At 68.5% G+C, this 16,567-nt stretch carries 11 protein-coding genes; 7 read left to right on the forward strand and 4 right to left on the reverse strand.

What is annotated here, in order from left to right:
- Window positions 1–110 precede the first annotated feature (110 nt).
- On the forward strand, window positions 111–1,052 hold the full coding sequence (locus ABZV38_RS29785) for a lysylphosphatidylglycerol synthase domain-containing protein (protein WP_356331533.1): 942 nt from the start codon (window positions 111–113) through the stop codon (window positions 1,050–1,052).
- 53 nt (window positions 1,053–1,105) lie between these two features.
- Here the strand turns inward: ABZV38_RS29785 and ABZV38_RS29790 are convergent, their stop codons facing one another.
- The 4 genes from ABZV38_RS29790 to ABZV38_RS29805 all read right to left on the reverse strand — a co-directional run bounded on the left by ABZV38_RS29790 (window position 1,106) and on the right by ABZV38_RS29805 (window position 5,527).
- Window positions 1,106–2,296, reverse strand: a complete 1,191-nt coding sequence (locus ABZV38_RS29790) for a glycosyltransferase 87 family protein (protein WP_356331534.1) — start codon at window positions 2,294–2,296, stop codon at window positions 1,106–1,108.
- On the reverse strand, window positions 2,293–3,651 hold the full coding sequence (mptB, locus tag ABZV38_RS29795; RefSeq protein WP_356331535.1) for a polyprenol phosphomannose-dependent alpha 1,6 mannosyltransferase MptB: 1,359 nt from the start codon (window positions 3,649–3,651) through the stop codon (window positions 2,293–2,295). The genes ABZV38_RS29790 and mptB overlap by 4 nt, the downstream gene beginning before the upstream one ends.
- Before the next feature lie 487 nt (window positions 3,652–4,138).
- Entirely contained in the window at window positions 4,139–4,894 is a 756-nt protein-coding gene (locus ABZV38_RS29800) for a hypothetical protein (RefSeq protein ID WP_356331536.1), read from the reverse strand.
- Window positions 4,895–5,152: 258 nt separating this feature from the next.
- Window positions 5,153–5,527: a peptidase inhibitor family I36 protein gene (locus tag ABZV38_RS29805; RefSeq protein WP_356331537.1), complete on the reverse strand. Its 375-nt coding sequence runs from the start codon at window positions 5,525–5,527 to the stop codon at window positions 5,153–5,155.
- A gap of 160 nt (window positions 5,528–5,687) precedes the next feature.
- On the opposite strand from ABZV38_RS29805, the gene ABZV38_RS29810 reads away from it, so the two are divergent.
- From ABZV38_RS29810 to sbnA, 6 genes are all read left to right on the forward strand, one after another.
- Window positions 5,688–6,749 (forward strand): ArsR family transcriptional regulator, encoded by a 1,062-nt coding sequence (locus ABZV38_RS29810; protein WP_356331538.1) that lies wholly within the window; start codon window positions 5,688–5,690, stop codon window positions 6,747–6,749.
- A 486-nt stretch (window positions 6,750–7,235) separates the two neighbouring features.
- Window positions 7,236–9,770 (forward strand): Pls/PosA family non-ribosomal peptide synthetase, encoded by a 2,535-nt coding sequence (locus ABZV38_RS29815; RefSeq protein WP_356331539.1) that lies wholly within the window; start codon window positions 7,236–7,238, stop codon window positions 9,768–9,770.
- Between the two features lie 63 nt (window positions 9,771–9,833).
- Window positions 9,834–13,088, forward strand: a complete 3,255-nt coding sequence (locus tag ABZV38_RS29820; RefSeq protein ID WP_356331540.1) for an amino acid adenylation domain-containing protein — start codon at window positions 9,834–9,836, stop codon at window positions 13,086–13,088.
- Between the two features lie 23 nt (window positions 13,089–13,111).
- Complete coding sequence (locus ABZV38_RS29825) at window positions 13,112–14,116, forward strand: TauD/TfdA family dioxygenase (protein WP_356331541.1); 1,005 nt, start codon at window positions 13,112–13,114, stop codon at window positions 14,114–14,116.
- Window positions 14,113–15,183, forward strand: a complete 1,071-nt coding sequence (gene sbnB, locus ABZV38_RS29830) for a 2,3-diaminopropionate biosynthesis protein SbnB (protein ID WP_356331542.1) — start codon at window positions 14,113–14,115, stop codon at window positions 15,181–15,183. Before ABZV38_RS29825 ends, sbnB begins: the two co-directional genes overlap by 4 nt.
- 210 nt (window positions 15,184–15,393) lie before the next feature.
- Window positions 15,394–16,476: a 2,3-diaminopropionate biosynthesis protein SbnA gene (sbnA, locus tag ABZV38_RS29835; protein ID WP_356331544.1), complete on the forward strand. Its 1,083-nt coding sequence runs from the start codon at window positions 15,394–15,396 to the stop codon at window positions 16,474–16,476.
- Window positions 16,477–16,567 lie beyond the last annotated feature (91 nt).

The raw sequence follows: 16,567 nt of genomic DNA on the forward strand, positions 1-16,567 counted from the left end.
CCCGTCCACCGGGCGTCGGCCACACGACGCCGGAACGTCGTGCACGCCCGGGACACTATCGGCGAGCCCGCTCTCGAAGGGTGCACAACGAGCAGGGACGACCGAGACCGATGGCCCTACCCAGCATCCCGTTCCTGCGCCGGATCGCCTGCCTGGTCCCGATCACCGTCATCGGCGTCTGGGTGGCCCTGAACTGGCCCGTCATCGCCTCCGGCGGCCGCGGACTCCTCACCGCCAACCGCTACTGGCTGCTGGCCGCGCTTGCAGTCACCGGGCTGGGCTGGGTCGCGGTGTCCTTCGCGCGCCAGGGCGCGGTGCTCGAACCGCTCCCCGCCGGACGGCTGTTCGCCACCCAGTTCGCCTCAGGTGCCGCCAACCACCTCCTGCCGGCGGGATTGGGCGCGGGCGCGGTCAATCTGCGCTTCCTCAGGGGTTGCGGGATCCCTCTGACCCAGTCCTCGGCCGCACTCGCGTTGTACCTGTTGGCGGAGGCAGCGGGCCGGGTCGTGCTCCTGCTCACGCTTCTGACCGCCTGCCCCGATGCGCTCCGGCTGGACGGCCTCGTCCCCAAGGCGGCTGCCCTCCCACTCGTGTGGGCGGCGGGCGGGCTGGTCTGCACCGCAGTGCTCGCGCTGGTAACCGTACGCCCGCTACGCAGGGTCATCGGTGCCTTTCTGGGCACCGCTCTGACCGACGCGCGTGCGCTGCATGCCAGGCCCGCCCGGGCGCTGGCCCTGTGGGGCGGCTCACTGGCCTTCCCCGTCCTGCAGGCCGCGGGACTGGTCGCGGTCGCGCTGGCCCTCGACGTACCGGTACCCGTGATCCATGTCGCGATCGCGTATCTCGCCGCCAGCATCGCGGCCGCCGCCGTCCCGACCCCGGGTGGCATCGGCTCCGTCGACGCGGCGCTGGTCGTCGCTCTGGTCGCCGCCGGGGCTTCGGTCACCGCCGCCGGTTCCGTGGTCCTGGGCTACCGCATCATCACGGTGTGGCTGCCGCTGATCCCCGGGGCGCTGGTACTGGGCGCGCTGGTGCGCTCGAAGGTGGTCTGAAAGCCGGCCGTGCGACGGTTGCGGCCCACGGCAGAACGGCCGTGAGGTCCCCGTCAGCCGGATCGGCGGGGACGCCGAGGAGCATGTGCGGCCCCAGGCCGAGCCGGGGACCGGCCGACTCGGGGCGCTGCTTCAAGGCCCGGTTCGTCCGCGCTGCTGCGCGACGGAAGCCGGGAGGTCGCTTGCGGCCACAGCGCCAGCAGCCCCAGGCAGATCCATACGTACGCGCTCCCGCCGAGGAAACCGCCCAAGCCGGACGGATCATCGCGCCACAGCCACACGACGCTGCTGCACAGCACCACGTACAGCGCTGCGGCAACGGCGCGACGGCCGGTTCTGGCAAGCAAGGCAAGGGCGGGCACCGCCCACACCAGGTGGTGCACCCAGGTCACCGGGCTGATCAGGCATGCCGCAAGGCCGGTGAGCGCCATCCCGGCCTCGTCGTCACCGACCGCAGTCGCCCGGCGCACACGGTACGCCCACAGGACGAGCACCGCGAGCACGACCGGCACCCACACCGGGCGGGCCGCGCCCAGCCGGGCCAGCGCGCCCTGGAGCGACTGGTTGGACACGTAGTCCAAGGCACCGACCCGGTGCGTGTCCCACAGCGCCCGGGTCCAGAACACCCATGACGCGCGCGGCGCCGCCAGCGCACCGATCACGGTCGCTGCCACCGCCGTACCCATGGCGACGGCAGCAGTTCTGCGGCGGCCGGTGAGCAGCAGGTACCCGATGAAGATGCCCGGCGTGAGCTTGAACGCCGTCGCCAGGCCGATGCCGGCACCCGCGAAACGGCCGCGCCCGCCGTCCGCGTACACCAGGGCCATCAGCAGCAGATTCACCTGGCCCAGACTGAAGGTGTCCCGCACCGGCTCCAGCATCACGAAAAGGCACCCTGCCACCACCAACCCACCGCGGCCCACGGGCAGTTCGCGCAGTGGACCGCGCAACAGCAGCACCGAGGCGGCCACATTGAGCAGCACGCCGCCCACCACCGCGCCGGTGCGCCCGACCAGGAGCATGGGCAGCATGCAGACGGCGGCGAAGGGCGGATAGGTGAAGCCGTATCCGGTCCCTGGCAGCAGGTAGTCGTAGATCCGGCCGCCGTGCCGGATCCAGTCGTCGACGGTCCCGTAGTAGACGTACAGGTCGAACCAGCCCCGGTAGTACGGCACCGTCAGCATGAAGAGCACGGCGCCGGCAACCGGGACCACCATGCCGAGCAGCTGCCGCGGCCGGGTCACGGCAGGGTCCCCGGGGCGTCCGCGGCCCGCGGCCGGGACGCAGCCCGCCAGGTCAACAGAACCAGCGCCGCCAGTCCGCCGCCGCTCACCGCGAGCACCAACTGCCGTACGTCCGGGGCGAAACCGTCCGGGAGGACGGCGAGGGCGAGCACACAACTAACGACGGCGGCCCAGCGGCGCACCCGGCCGCGCGGTGCGGCGGCCGCGATAGGGAACAGCGCCCAGAGTACGTACCAGGGGCGGATCGCGGGGCCGAGCAGGGCGACAGCGGCCAGGCCCAGACCGAGGGCGTACACCGGGCCGAGACCGTGGCGGCGGCGCCAGACCAGGAGCAGTACGACGGCGATCGCGGCGACACCGAGGAAGCGCCAGGCGGGCACGGCGCCGGTGAGGCGGCCGAGAGTACCGGTGAGGGACCAGTTGTGGGCGGAGACGGGGGTGCCGAGGGCGCCGACCCAGCCGTAGCCGGTGCCGGTGGCGGCGGTGGCGGCCACCGTGGTCGCCACCGCGACGGCGAGGGTGGCAAGTCCGGTCCTGACCAGCCTGGCACGCCCCTGCAGCCGGTACGACCAGATCGACGCGACCGCGAACAGCCCCAGCACGGCAGGCACCTTCACCAGCGCGGCCAGCGTGACGAGCACCGCGGCCGACACCGGCCACCGCCCGGACGCCGCCACCAGCCCCGCGCCGAGCAGCCCCAGCATCACCGCGTCGTTGTGCGCGCCCGCAACTAGGTGCAGCAGGAGCAGCGGGTTGAGTGCACCCAGCCAGAGCGCGGCCGACCGGTCGGTGCCGCAGCGCCCGGCGAGTACGAGCAGGAAGGCGATCATCAGGGCGACGCCGGACAGCGCCACCAGTCGCATGCCGGCGATCCCCAGTGGTACCGCCGCCCTGGCCACGGCCAGGAAGACCGGGCCGTACGGCGTCGGAGTGTGCTGCCAGATCGGCGGCACCTCGGCGGCCAGCGGCCCGCCGAGCCGGTCGGCTCCGTACGCGTACACGTCCATGTGCGCGGCGGCCATCGTGCCCTGTACCAGATAGCTGTACACGTCCCGGCTGAACAGCGGTGGCCCCAGCACCAGCGGCGCCGCCCAGATCCCCAGCGTCACCAACAGGAACCGCTCTCCCGGCGGTTTGGGCCCGCGCACCGCCCGCCCCAGACACCACCACGCGGCGACCAGCAGCACCAGCCCGAAGTACGTACCGGCCAGCCCCAGTCGCCCGCCGTACGGCCCTACCGCCTCCCGCACCGGCAACGCCCCCGCAGTCAGCCCGCCCACCGCGACCGCGACCGAGCCCGAGAACCCGAGCCATCGGCAGCGGCGCGGGTCGGCGATCGCGTCCGGTACCGGCATGCGCGCACGATAGGGCTGTCCGGGCCACGGGCAGACAACCACCAGGCGGACGGAATCCGGATGGCCGGTGAAAACCCCGGCTGCCAAGGCCCTCGACCGGCAACGGCACTACCGAGCAGCTCCACCGGGCTCCGCAGGTTCAGCCCGCGTCCGGCGCCTACGGCATCGAGCTGGGCACACCCAGGCAGCGCGGCGACCGGTCCGAAGAGGCCTGCGAGGTGCTCATCGGACTGTTGTCGCCGCGGGAGACCACCACGTTCAAGGGCAGTTACTACGAGCTGACCGACGCGCGATGCAACCCCAAACGTGTGCAGCAGCCGCGACTCTGCACGCGAGGGGCGCGGGGCTCGCCATCGTCCACCCGCGGCCGCCGTACGCACCGGCCGTGCCGGAGCCGCCGGCGAGCGCCTTGTCGGAGTTGCGCTGAGGCGGCTCGGTCTGCTTGTCCGGCAGCGGCCGCAAGCATGCGCTGCCCTGGGGACCCCGTTCAGCTCCCGGCCCCATCGAGAATCGCTTGTGCCGCGACAACCCGCGCACGACCGGCTCGAAGGGCGTCCTCGAGTTGTGGCCGGTTCTCGGCGAGCTGTCCCTGCTGATATGCAGACTCCACCGCAAACCAGATCCCGGTGAGATTCACCGCTTCCTTGCAGTCAATGTCCGCCAATGCCACATCGCGCTCCAACCGAGTCCGTCCCGTACCAAAACGGGTATCTCCTGCCGCGTCCAGCGGATCGTTGTAGTCGTATCCGCTCCGGTGCATGCAGGCCGACCACTTGGAAATCACTTTCCGCACCCGGGGATCACGTTGTGACACATAGAAGCTCTCGTCCATGAGACTGAGGGCAAGATTCTGATTCCGACTGGGAGCCGCTCTTTTCGAAAGCGTTTCACGGGCTTCTCCGCTGCACCCCTGGTCCGGCACCTCGAGGCCGTTCACGGTGGCCGGTCCGCGGCCGGAAAGAATTGCTGTCCTTAGATATTCGGGGATCTTCGCATGTGGTTCGGCGTTGCGTTTCGCTGGTTTGTCGCCCATTCCGTACCCGTTCACCGCGGCCAGTTTCCGGTCGGTTATGCCGTACCGGCGCTCCACACTGGTGCCGGGCTCCGCGCCGCCGTCCCGCTGCTCGGGCGGCAGAGTGAGTCCGTAGCGCGCCGCGCATTGCGCGACGAGGCGGCTCTCGGCCGCGTTGATGGCGCGCCCGTCGGCCAGGCCGACGGTGTAACGGGCCAGCGGCACCTCCATACGAGCGGCTTCCGCGGCCGTGGGGATACGGAGGGACTGCGCCTCGGGGTTCTCTAGATGCTTCCCCGGCCGCCCCGCACCGGCCGAGCAACCTGCAAGGACGCAGGCCACTAGCAGGGCAGCGGCAGCGGACGGGAAGCGCGCGGGCTTTCTGCGCCCGGGTGCGAACATGGCTGGTCTCCAGGCTCCAGGGGTGGGTGCGTGCACCCCGGCCGGCCGAAGCGGCTTGCGAGCCACGCCGGCCGGCCGGGCCGGGGATCAGTACGAGGCGGACTCGATCTGGTTCCGGAAGTTCGTCATCTGCGGGTTGACCTCACCGGAGTCGTACCAGCCGGACGTGCCGGCTTTGTTCGTCCCGAAGTAGACGTACCACCTCAGGGAGTCCCGGTTCTTGGCCGAGGCGGAGTTGTTGCCTACCCGCTGGCTGGAGTTGCCGATGAAGTAGTTGTCGTTCAGGTTGAGGTCCGAGTAGTACATGTCCCAGATGCCGTTCACATAGTTCGGGTTGTACCAGAGGCAGAACTCGCCCGTCTCGCACACTCCATTGTGCTCCGTGGCGCTCGCGGGGGCGGCAAGACCGGCAATGGACATTCCAGTCACAGCCGCGGCAGCGAAGAACTTGGCCAGCTTCATTTTCTCCCCTTCTCGATCGATACCGAAACACGCGATCCAACCGAATCTCCGAATTGTGAAGCCGGTTGAACCACACCTTCACAGAGATTGCCACCGCTGTTCACAGGCAGCTACCTTGTTCGAGCTCTGTTGAAACAGGCACCTCACGTGAAGGAGTACCGTGCTCCGCATTCACTTCTCCGGACCCGATCTCGGCCGGACCCGCCTGACCGCCGAGCCCGATCCCCTGTGGGAGACAGCGGCCTCACTCCACCGCCTGCAGACCAGGCGCGGCCGCGGGACCTATGCCCCCTGGCTGCGCTTCGCCTGCGAAAAGCTGAACGATCCCGCACTGGCGCGCACGGTGCGGCATTTGCTGCTGCCACTGTTTCCGCGCGCTGCCTACTTTCCGGATTTCCTCACCCCCGCCGCCGCGAGCGAGGGCCTTTCCCCAGGTCTCGAAGCCATCCGCGCCACCCCGGCCGCCCGGGTTGCGGCCGAACTCGATCAGCTGACCAGAGTGGTGTCGACGACTCCGCGCGGACTGACTCGACTGGCCACCAGTGAACACAGGAACGAGCTGACGGCAGGGCTGAGGGCGTACTACGACGCGCTCATCGCGCCGCACGAGGAGACCATTCGCACCCGCATCGAGGCCGAGCGGGTCTTCCGCACCCGTTCCCTCCTGGGAAGGGGCGTCGAGGACATGCTGTCCGGCCTGGGGCCGGGCTTTCGCTGGCGCAGCCCCGTCCTCGAGGCGGATCACCCCACCGTCGACGCGGACCTGCATCTGGGCGGCAGAGGACTGCGGTTGGTGCCCTCGTACTTCTGCTGGGGCTCAGCCGTCGTGCTGGCCGACCCCGAATTACCCCCCGTGCTGGTCTATCCCATGCACCACGAGCGGGTGCCCACAGCGGCATCCGTCGCCGACGGCGACGTGGTCCCGCTGACCACGCTGCTGGGCCGCACGCGCGCACTTGTACTGCGGGCCTCCGCAACGGGGGCCACCGGGAGTGAACTCGCCCGCGCTCTGGGCATATCCCCTGGCACCGTCACCTTCCACACCCAGGCACTGCGCGACTCACACCTGATCGCCAGCGTCCGTTATGCGACCACCGTGCTGCACACCCTCACGCCGCTGGGCTTGGCCCTGCTCGCCGCCAACGCCACCCGGGCCAGGGGCAGTGGCGGCGGTCGTCGGTCCTCGAGGCCCGTCGCAAGAATGGATCTCGATCAGGAATGATCACGTGCCGTAGCACGTGATCATCTGACGGATCCGAGGGGACCCGGTCGGGGCCATTGATGCCACAGGGCATCGAGCCGGGCCCCGCCGGCGGTGTTCGCTGCGGTGTCGCGCATCGGAACGCCCGGATCAGACCCACGCCACTCGTATGCAGTAAGTCGAGACCCGGATGCAGCTCATCGCCGTCCCGTCGGGCAGAACCGTGGATGAGGAATGAATCGGGCGGCATGCGCTCCACACTCCCGCCGCCAGGCGACCGGCAGCGAGGCCCCCTGGCGCCGTCGAGAGCCACTGCCGGGCCAACGATGATCGAGTTCGAGTGGCAGCCCTACGGTGGACAGCTAAGACTGAGGCAACGGTTTGGAACCGGACAACAGATCCCGGCCTCATGACTTCCGGACTACTCGATCCGGCCATCGAAAAGCGCGAGCACAGGGCGCCGACCGTGATGGCCGGCGGCGCTCGAAAGTTCCTCAAGGAGCTCGCATGGAGGAGAAATCCCTCGACGTCCTGACGCCCGGGCCGGATGAATCTGCGATCGACACGCGCAGGTGCACCGACCCTGCGACCGGCGTCGAGAGAGACCTCGCCAAGGTCCTGGCTGACGTCATGTGTGTCGAACGGGTGTCGGTCGACAGCCACTTCTTCGACGACCTCGGCGCCAACTCGCTGGTGATGGCCCATTTCTGCGCACGGGTCAGGAAGCGGGCGGATCTCCCGTCAGCGTCGATGAAGGACATCTACCGGCACCCAACGATCCGTAGCCTGGCGACAGGGCTCGCGGACGCCGCGCCCACCTCTGTCGAGTCGTCGGTCCCGGCGCCGACCGAGGTGGTGACCCCGGCCGGCACGGTGCAGTACGCCCTCTGCGGAACGCTGCAGTTCCTGCTGTTCCTGGGATATTCGTTCCTCGCCGGACTTGGTGCCGACCGTGGCTATGCATGGGTCTCCGCCGGCTCGGATATAATCGACATCTATCTGCGGTCGTTCGTCTTCGGCGGCGTCGGCTTCGTCGGTCTGTGCACCTTCCCGATCGTGGCCAAATGGCTCCTCATCGGCCGGTGGAAATCTCGCGAGTTCCCGGTCTGGGGCCTGACGTATCTGCGCTTCTGGACCGTCAAGGTGCTGATCCACGCCAACCCGATGATCTTCTTCGTCGGCAATCCCCTGTACGTGCTGTACCTGCGAGCCCTGGGCGCACGGATCGGCAAGGGAGTCACGATCCTCTCCCGCAACGTTCCGGTCTGCCCCGACCTGCTCACGATCGGCGCAGGCACGGTCATCCGCAAGGACTCGTTCTTCCTCTGCTACCGGGCGCACGCCGGCCGTATCCAGACCGGCCGGGTCACCCTTGGCCAGGACGTGTTCATCGGCGAGAAGACCGTGCTCGACATCGACACGTCGATGGGCGACGGGGCGCAACTCGGCCACACGTCAACGCTGTACAGCGGCCAGGTGGTCCCGGACGGCCAGCGCTGGCACGGATCCCCGGCACAGCTCACGGAGCACGACTACCTGACGATCGGGCCGGCCAAATGCGGCACGCTGCGCCGGGCCGGCTTCGGCCTCATCACCGTGCTTCAGCTGTTCTTCCTCTACGTGCCACTGGCTGTCGGGGGCGCGTACATGCTGTTGACCGAGGTCCCGGCGCTGCACAGCCGGTTGGGCCCGGGCACGATGGGGTTCACATCGCCGGCTCTCTACGTCGACGCGCTGTTCCTTTCCCTCCTGCTGTTCTTCGGCTTCGTCGTCGTGGGCCTGGCCGTAATGTGCACCGTTCCGCGTCTGCTGAACCTGGTCCTCAAGCCGGACAGGGTCTATCCGCTGTACGGCTTTCATTACTCGGCGCACAGGGCGATCGGGCGCATGACCAACATCAAGTTCTTCACATGGCTGTTCGGCGACAGCTCCTACATCGTCCACTACTTGCGCGGCATCGGATACGACTTGAGCCGGGTCGAGCAGACCGGGTCGAACTTCGGCACGGAAGTACAACACGAGACCCCGTTTCTGTGCTCTGTCGGCAGCGGCACGATGGTCGCTGACGGGCTCTCCATCATCAATGCCGACTTCTCGAGCACATCCTTCCGGGTGTCCCGGGCCTCGATCGGGCCGCACAACTTCCTCGGGAACAACATCGCCTATCCCTCGGGGGCCAGGACAGGCGAGAACTGCCTCCTCGCGACGAAGGTGATGATTCCGCTCGACGGTGAGGTACGCGAGGGGGTGGGCCTGCTCGGCTCGCCGTGCTTCGAGATTCCCCGGTCGGTTGAGCGCGACTCCCGGTTCGACCATCTCCGGACCGGCGACGAGTTGCGCCGCAGCCTCGCCGCAAAGAACCGCTACAACATCCGCTCGATGGTCTTCTTCCTGCTCGTGCGGTGGCTGCACTTCTTCGTGCTCACGATGCTCGGCCTGGCGAACGTCGAACTGTACGACTCCTACGGGCATGTGCTGATCGCTGCGTTCCTGGTGTTCAGCCTCGGGTTCACCGCCGGCTACTTCGTACTGGTGGAGCGCGGCATCGCGGCATTCCGGGCGCTGCGACCGCAGTTGTGTTCCATCTACGACCCGTATTTCTGGTGGCACGAGCGCCTCTGGAAGGTGCCTGACACCTACCTCAACGTCTTCAACGGCACCCCCTTCAAGAACGTGATCTGGCGGATGCTGGGTGTTCGGCTCGGCAGCAGAGTCTTCGATGACGGCTGCTATTTGACGGAGCGCACGCTCACCACCATCGGGAGCGACTGCACACTCAATGCAGGAAGCAAGATCCAGTGCCACTCGCAGGAGGACGGCACCTTCAAGTCCGATCGCAGCACCCTCGACGCCGGCTGCACCCTCGGTGTGGGAGCCCACGTCCACTACGGAGTGACGATGGGAGACGGTGCGGTGCTCGCCCCCGACTCGTTTCTCATGAAAGGCGAGGAAGTCCCACAGCATGCACGCTGGGGAGGGAACCCCGCCGCGGAGATGCGCGATGCCCCTTATCAGCCCGAGGCACTGACGCGGAATGGGTAGCAGCGCCGCCCTTGTCGGCGCTGAACAGCACGGTGGCGACGGTGAATGGAGAGGGACGACCAGATGGGAATGCACGTGCAGGCCGACCGGGAGTTCTGGCGCGCTGTACTCCTCGCCGGTGGATTCACCGCAATACCGCGGTGGACACTCGATCCGGTGACGGGCGTCGGCGAACACGAGGCGACGATCCCGGACGACGTCGTGACAGCGTTGGGCCGGTTGGCCAAGGACCTGGCGGTGCCGCTCGACTCGGTGCTGCTGGCCGCGCACGCCAAGGTGCTTGCCGCATTGTCCGGCGAGCACGAGGTCGCGACCGGCTACGTCGCGGTGAAGGGCGGCCGACCGCTGCCCTGCCGGCTGACGACGGAATGCGACTCGTGGCGGACGCTGCTGCTGGACACCCATCGAGTCGCGTCAGATCTGCTGTCGCACAAGGACTTTCCCGTCGATGAGCTCAGGCGCGAGCTGGGTCTGGCCGGACTGTCGGTCGAGACCGTGCTCGATCCGCACGGCTCGGGTGGCGAACTCGGTGGTGACACCGTGCTGTGGGTGGGTTTTTCCCAACCGGGCGGCCACCTCGTGCTGCGGCTGCGGTACCGGACCGACGCGCTCGACGCGGACTGCGCCGTCAGGATCGCCGGATACCACGCCACCGCGCTCGCGCTGATCGCCGCCGATCCGGACGCCGAGCACGGACGGCAGAGCCTGCTCTCCGCCGAGGAACTCCGCTTCCAGCTCGAAGGACTCGCCGGTCCGCGCCGGGAGCTCCCGGACCGTCGGTTCCACGAGCTGTTCGAACAGCGGGTGGCGGCGCACCCGGACGCCGTCGCGGCGGTGCACGGGGAGCGGCAGCTGACTTATCGGGAACTCAACGCGCGTGCCAACCGGGTGGGACGAGCCCTGCTGGCGCGGGGGCTGCGCCCCGAAGGTGTCGTCGCGGTGGTGACCGAGCGCAACCTGGACTGGATGGCCGCCGTACTCGCGGTCTTCAAGGCAGGCGGCGTGTACCTGCCCGTCGAGCCGCATTTCCCGGCCGATCGCGTCGCGGCCATGCTCTCCCGTGCCGAATGCGGGCTCGTGCTGACCGAACCCGGCAGCACCTCCACGCTCGACCAGGCCCTCGACTCGCTGTCCGGGATCCAGAAGCTCTTCGTCGGTGCAGCCTACGAGGAGGACCATGCCGACGACGATCTGGGCCTCCGCGTCGCACCGGACCAGCTCGCCTACATCTATTTCACCTCCGGCTCCACAGGTGAGCCCAAGGGCGCGATGTGCGAGCACGCGGGCATGCTCAACCACCTCTATGCCAAGATCGACGACCTGGAGATCGGCGAGGGACAGGTGGTCGCCCAGACCGCACCCCAGTGCTTCGACATCTCGCTGTGGCAACTGGTGTCCGGGCTGCTGGTCGGGGGTCGGACCCTGCTGGTGGAGCAGGAGGTGATCCTCGACGTCCAGCGGTTCATCGACAAGATCGTTGACGGCCGGGTCGCCGTCCTCCAGGTCGTACCCTCCTACCTGGACGTCGTCGTGTCCTGTCTGCAGCAGCATCCTCGCGAGCTGCCGGATCTGCGGTGCGTGTCGGTCACCGGCGAGGCGCTGAAGAAGGAACTCACGCAGCGCTGGTTCGCCGCCCAGCCCGGGATCAAGCTGGTCAACGCCTATGGTCTGACCGAGACTTCGGACGACACCAACCACGAGGTCATGGACCACGTGCCCGACGGGGACGGGGTCCTGCTGGGTCCCGCGGTCAACAACGTGCATGTCTATGTCGTCGATGAGCACCTGGCTCCGGTGCCGCTCGGCGCCCCCGGTCTGATCGTCTTCTCCGGCGTCTGCGTCGGCCGCGGATACGTCAATGACCCCGAGCGCACCCGGCAGGCCTACTTGGTCGATCCGCACCGTGAGGGCGCCCGGCTCTACCGGGGCGGCGACTACGGCCGCTGGCATCCCGAGGGCAAGCTGGAGTTCCTCGGCCGCCGGGACAACCAGGTAAAGATTCGTGGCTTCCGGATCGAGATCGGCGAGATCGAGAACACCCTGTTGCGGGTGCCCGGTGTTCGCGACGGTGCAGTGGTGGTGACCGAGCGGGCCGACCAGAGCAAGCACCTGGTGGCGTTCTACTCCGGTCGGCGGCCACTCGAGGCCGGCGTCCTGCTGGACCGGCTCGGTGAGTCGCTGCCCGAGTACATGGTCCCGTCGGCCTTCCACTGGCGGGAACGTCTGCCGCTGACGGCCAACAGCAAGATCGACAGGAAGACTCTGCGGGTGCTCGCCGGAGAACTCGGCGCCGTCCAGGACGAGTACCGCGCGCCCAGTACGCCGACCGAACAGCAGCTGGCGGCCGCATGGGCGAAGGTGCTCGGCATCCCGCAGAACCAGATCGGACGGCGGGACCACTTCTTCGAACGGGGCGGCACGTCGCTGTCGGCAGTGAAGCTGGCGATCACACTGGACCGTGCGGTGTCCCTCAAGGACGTCACCCGCCACCCGGTCCTTGCCGATCTGGCCGGGCTGGTCGACGGCAGGTCCGAGCGGCGCTCCGGGCTGCTTCAGTCACTGTCGGAATCGGACGGTGCCCAGGCCGCTGCCCTGGTGTGCTTTCCCTACGCCGGCGGCAACGCGGTGAACTTCCAGCCGATGGCCAGGGCACTGCCGGGCGGCGGACCGGCGGTCTACGCCGTCGAGCTGCCAGGTCACGACGTGGCCGCCGGGAGCGAGCCGTTCGCGCCGATGACACAGGTGGTCGAGCAGGTCGTCGTCGAGATCATCCGGCGTGGCCTGAGCAGGGTCCTGCTGTGGGGCCATTCCTCGGGCACCGCGTTGGCCATGGAGACAGCCAGAAAGCTGCAGGAGCGCGGGGTGGACGTCCAGCGGGTGTTCCTTGGCGCGCAGTTGCTCGGTAACGCCGCCGACCGGCGCGCCACCATCACCGAGCTGACCGGGCGAAGCGACGCCGAGATCGCTGCGATGCTGAGCGCGGACGGCGGGTACACCGAGCTCGGTGAGCTGGATGCGCAGCACGCCGAACACGTCGGTGCCGCCTACCGGCAGGACTGCATGTCCGCACACCAGTATTTCGCCGATGCCCTGGACAGCCCACCGGCACTCAGGCTGTCCGCGCCGGTCACCGTGGTCGTTGCCGCCGACGACCCGAGTACAGCGGAGTACCCGCTCCGGTACCGCGACTGGCAGCTCCTGGCCGAGCAGGTCGACCTGCACGAGCTCGCCGACGGCGGCCACTACTTCCTGCGCACCCGTCCGACCGAGGCGGCACAGGCCGTGCTGCGCACCGCCGATGTGTTCGCTTCTTCCTGAGTGGCAACTGAAAGGACATCGAGATGTCGTCCCTATCCACGGCGTCGCTGGTCGACGTGGCACGTGAACCCGGCAAGCCTCCGCTGCTGCGGGCCGAGGCCAACGGCGACGCGCTGAGCTGGGCGGCCGGGCACCGGGACGCACTGCGCGCTGTCGTCGCCGAGCACGGTTCGGTCCTGGTCCGCGGCCTCGGGCTGCGCGACGCGCCCGGGACCGGCGCCGTCTTCTCGAAGCTGGCCACCGGTCTGATGACCGAGAAGGAGGTCTTCGCGCCCCGACGGACCTACTCCGACGGCGTGTACTCCTCATCGAAGTGGCCGCCGAACCAGCCGATGTGCATGCACCACGAACTGAGCTACACGCTTGAGTTCCCCGGCATGATGATGTTCGCCTGTCTCAGTGCGCCCACGGACGGCGGGGCGACCGCGGTGGCCGACTCACCGACCGTGCTCGACGCGCTGCCCGCCGAGTTGACCGAGCGGTTCGAGCGGGAGGGCTGGCTGCTCACCCGCAGCTACAACGACGAGATCGGGGCAACCGTCGCCGAGGCGTTCGGCACCGAGGACCGTGGCGCCGTCGAGAGCTACTGCCGCGCCAACGCGATCACGTTCGAGTGGCAGCCCGACGGTGGGCTGCGCACCAGACAGCGCCGCAGCGCCGTGGTGCGTCACCCGGTCACCGGCCGGCGCTGCTGGTTCAACCAGGTCGCGTTCCTCAACGAATGGACGATGGCCCCCGAGGTGCGTGAGTACCTGGTGGACGTCTACGGCGCCGACGGGCTGCCGTTCAATACCCGCTTCGGCAACGGCGACCCGATCGGCGAGGACGTCGTGCAGCTGCTCAACAGCGTCTACGAGGCCAACACCGCACGCGAGCCGTGGCAGGCCGGCGACCTGATGCTCGTCGACAACATCCGCACCGCGCACAGCAGGGAGCCCTTCGAAGGACCGCGCGACGTGCTCGTCGCCATGGCCGACCCCGTGCATCTGGCCGACTGCTCGCCGACCGTCGAGGTGACCGCACGATGACCACCATCGCTTCCACCGCAACAGAGCCCGCGATGCCCGCGCCGATCACCGTGCCGCCCTTCGCGGTCATCTCCGGCGCCCAGGTCCAGCGCGCGCTGCACCGCCGCGAGAAACGGATCGTGGAGTTGATCGAGGCCACCTACCGCGTGCACGGCGCCGGTGATTCGGTGAACCCGCCGTCGTACTTCCTGCGTTTCCCCGACCGCCCGTCCTCCCGGATCATCGCGCTGCCCGCCTCCATCGGCGGGGAGGTGCGGGTGGACGGCCTGAAGTGGATCTCCAGCTTCCCGGAGAACGTGACGGCGGGAATCCCGAGGGCCTCGGCCGTGCTGATCCTCAACGACCCTGACACCGGCTACCCGTTCGCCTGTCTGGAAAGCTCGATCATCAGCGCCACCAGGACGGCCGCGTCGGCGGCGTCGGCGGCCGACTGGCTCAGCCGCGACCGGCCGCGCCCGACGCGTGTCGGGTTCTTCGGGGTGGGCTTGATCGCCCGCTACATCCACGCCTTCCTGGTCGGCACCGGCTGGTCGTTCGACGAGATCGGCGTGCACGACCTGTCCGCCGACAGCGCGGCAGGCTTCCGGTGCTACCTGGAGCAGTCGGCCACCACCGGCCGGATCACCGTGCACGACAGCGCCGAGCAGCTGATCCGCCAGAGCGACCTGGTGGTCTTCGCAACCGTCGCCGACCGGCCGCATGTCAGCAACCTGTCATGGTTCGCACACAATCCGCTGGTGCTGCACGTGTCGCTGCGCGACCTCGCGCCGGAGATCCTGCTCGCCTCGACCAACATCGTCGATGACATCGAGCACTGCCTGAAGGCCAACACCTCGCCGCATCTGGCCGAGCGGCTCACCGGCAACCGGGACTTCCTGCACGGCACGTTGGACGACGTGATGGCCGCGCGCGTGTCGGTGCCGGCGGACCGGCCGGTGGTGTTCTCGCCCTTCGGCCTCGGGGTCCTCGACCTCGCGGTGGGCAAGGACGTCTACGACGAAGTGGTCCGCTGCGGTGAGTTGCACGTCGTCGACGACTTCTTCCACGAACTGAGCCGGTACGGATGAGCCGGCCGAGAGCCCAGGAGGCTTGTCCAGGGCCAGTCCCAGGAGAGATCACCGGTCAAGTCGCAGCACGTCAGGACGTACGAGACAGCGGCCGCTGACGCAGGGCCGTCCGGCTTGGCGGGACACAGGTCCCGGCCGCACAAGCGAGAAGCCCGCCCACGGTCGGATGGACGTTCCGAAAGTGCTCTGCGCCAGACAGAGGAGACCATGGTGCCCGTCATATCCGTTCCCTACGCCTTCAACGCAGAGGAGCTCTATGTCGACCTTCAGTCGATCTTCGGGCACTCGCTCTTCCTGAAGTGTGAGGGCTTCAACTTCGCCGGCTCGATCAAGCTGAAGGCCGCGACCGAGATGGTGGAGACCGCTGAGCAGGATGGAGTCCTGACGCCGGAATCGATCCTGGTCGAGTCCTCGTCCGGAAACCTCGGCGTGGCGATGAGCATGATCGCGGCGAGCAAGGGCTACCGCTTCCTGTGCGTGACGGACTCCCGCGGCAACCTGTCGACCAGATTGATGATGGAGGCGTTGGGCAGCCAGGTGCACGTGATCGCCGAACAGGAGGCCAACGGCGGCTTTCTCGGCGCGCGGATCGAGTACATCCGCGCGCTGTGCGCCTCCGACGACCGGTACGTGTGGCTCAGCCAGTACACCAATCCGAGCAACTGGAAGGCGCATTACCGCACGACAGCGCCGGAGATCGCCCGCCAGTTCCCGCGGCTGGACGTGCTGTTCGTCGGGGCCGGCACGACCGGGACCCTGATGGGCTGTGCGCGCTACTTCCGGGAGTGGCACCGGCCGGTGCGGATCATCGCAGTGGACAGCGTCGGCTCGGTGTCCTTCGGCGGTTCGCCGGGCCGCCGGATGATTCCCGGCCTGGGGATGAGCATGCGACCGCCGCTGCTCGACGAGTCCTATGTGGATGAGGTGATACGTGTCGAGGAGGCGGACACCATCCGTACCTGCCATCGTCTGGCCAGGCGCGGATTCCTGTTCGGCGGCTCCACCGGCACGGTGGTCAGCGGCGCAACGGACTGGCTGGCCCGGCAGGACGCGCACGAACTCACCGCGGTGGCCATCGGCCCGGACCTCGGCGAGCGCTACCTCGACACCATCTACCACACCAACTGGCTGCAGGATATTTACGGCGAGGACGTGCTCACCTCCCACGAGGTGCCCGCCGGTTCCTGGGCAGCCTCCCGCGCGCCGCTGACACGATGGAGCCGGCGGCTGGACCTGCAGACCGACGACATCAAGGGCAGCCGGCGCCATCAGCTCCAGGATCGTAAGACCTAGTGTCCTGCGTCGTAGATTCGTTGAATAAGTAGACTGTCTTCATGGCGAAGATGGGGCGGCCGATGGCCGAGCTGGCGTTGACCGATGACGA

This window comes from Streptomyces sp. NPDC005181, from assembly GCF_040608395.1.
GTDB lineage: Bacteria > Actinomycetota > Actinomycetes > Streptomycetales > Streptomycetaceae > Streptomyces.

Excerpts from the sequence above, each read along its gene's own strand:
- ABZV38_RS29785 (WP_356331533.1), top strand. The coding sequence starts at position 111 with ATGGCCCTACCCAGCATCCCGTTCCTGCGCCGGATCGCCTGCCTGGTC.
- mptB (WP_356331535.1), bottom strand. The coding sequence starts at position 3,651 with ATGCCGGTACCGGACGCGATCGCCGACCCGCGCCGCTGCCGATGGCTC.
- ABZV38_RS29800 (WP_356331536.1), bottom strand. The coding sequence starts at position 4,894 with ATGGAGGTGCCGCTGGCCCGTTACACCGTCGGCCTGGCCGACGGGCGC.
- ABZV38_RS29805 (WP_356331537.1), bottom strand. The coding sequence starts at position 5,527 with ATGAAGCTGGCCAAGTTCTTCGCTGCCGCGGCTGTGACTGGAATGTCC.
- ABZV38_RS29815 (WP_356331539.1), top strand. The coding sequence starts at position 7,236 with ATGGAGGAGAAATCCCTCGACGTCCTGACGCCCGGGCCGGATGAATCT.
- ABZV38_RS29820 (WP_356331540.1), top strand. The coding sequence starts at position 9,834 with ATGGGAATGCACGTGCAGGCCGACCGGGAGTTCTGGCGCGCTGTACTC.
- ABZV38_RS29825 (WP_356331541.1), top strand. The coding sequence starts at position 13,112 with ATGTCGTCCCTATCCACGGCGTCGCTGGTCGACGTGGCACGTGAACCC.
- sbnB (WP_356331542.1), top strand. The coding sequence starts at position 14,113 with ATGACCACCATCGCTTCCACCGCAACAGAGCCCGCGATGCCCGCGCCG.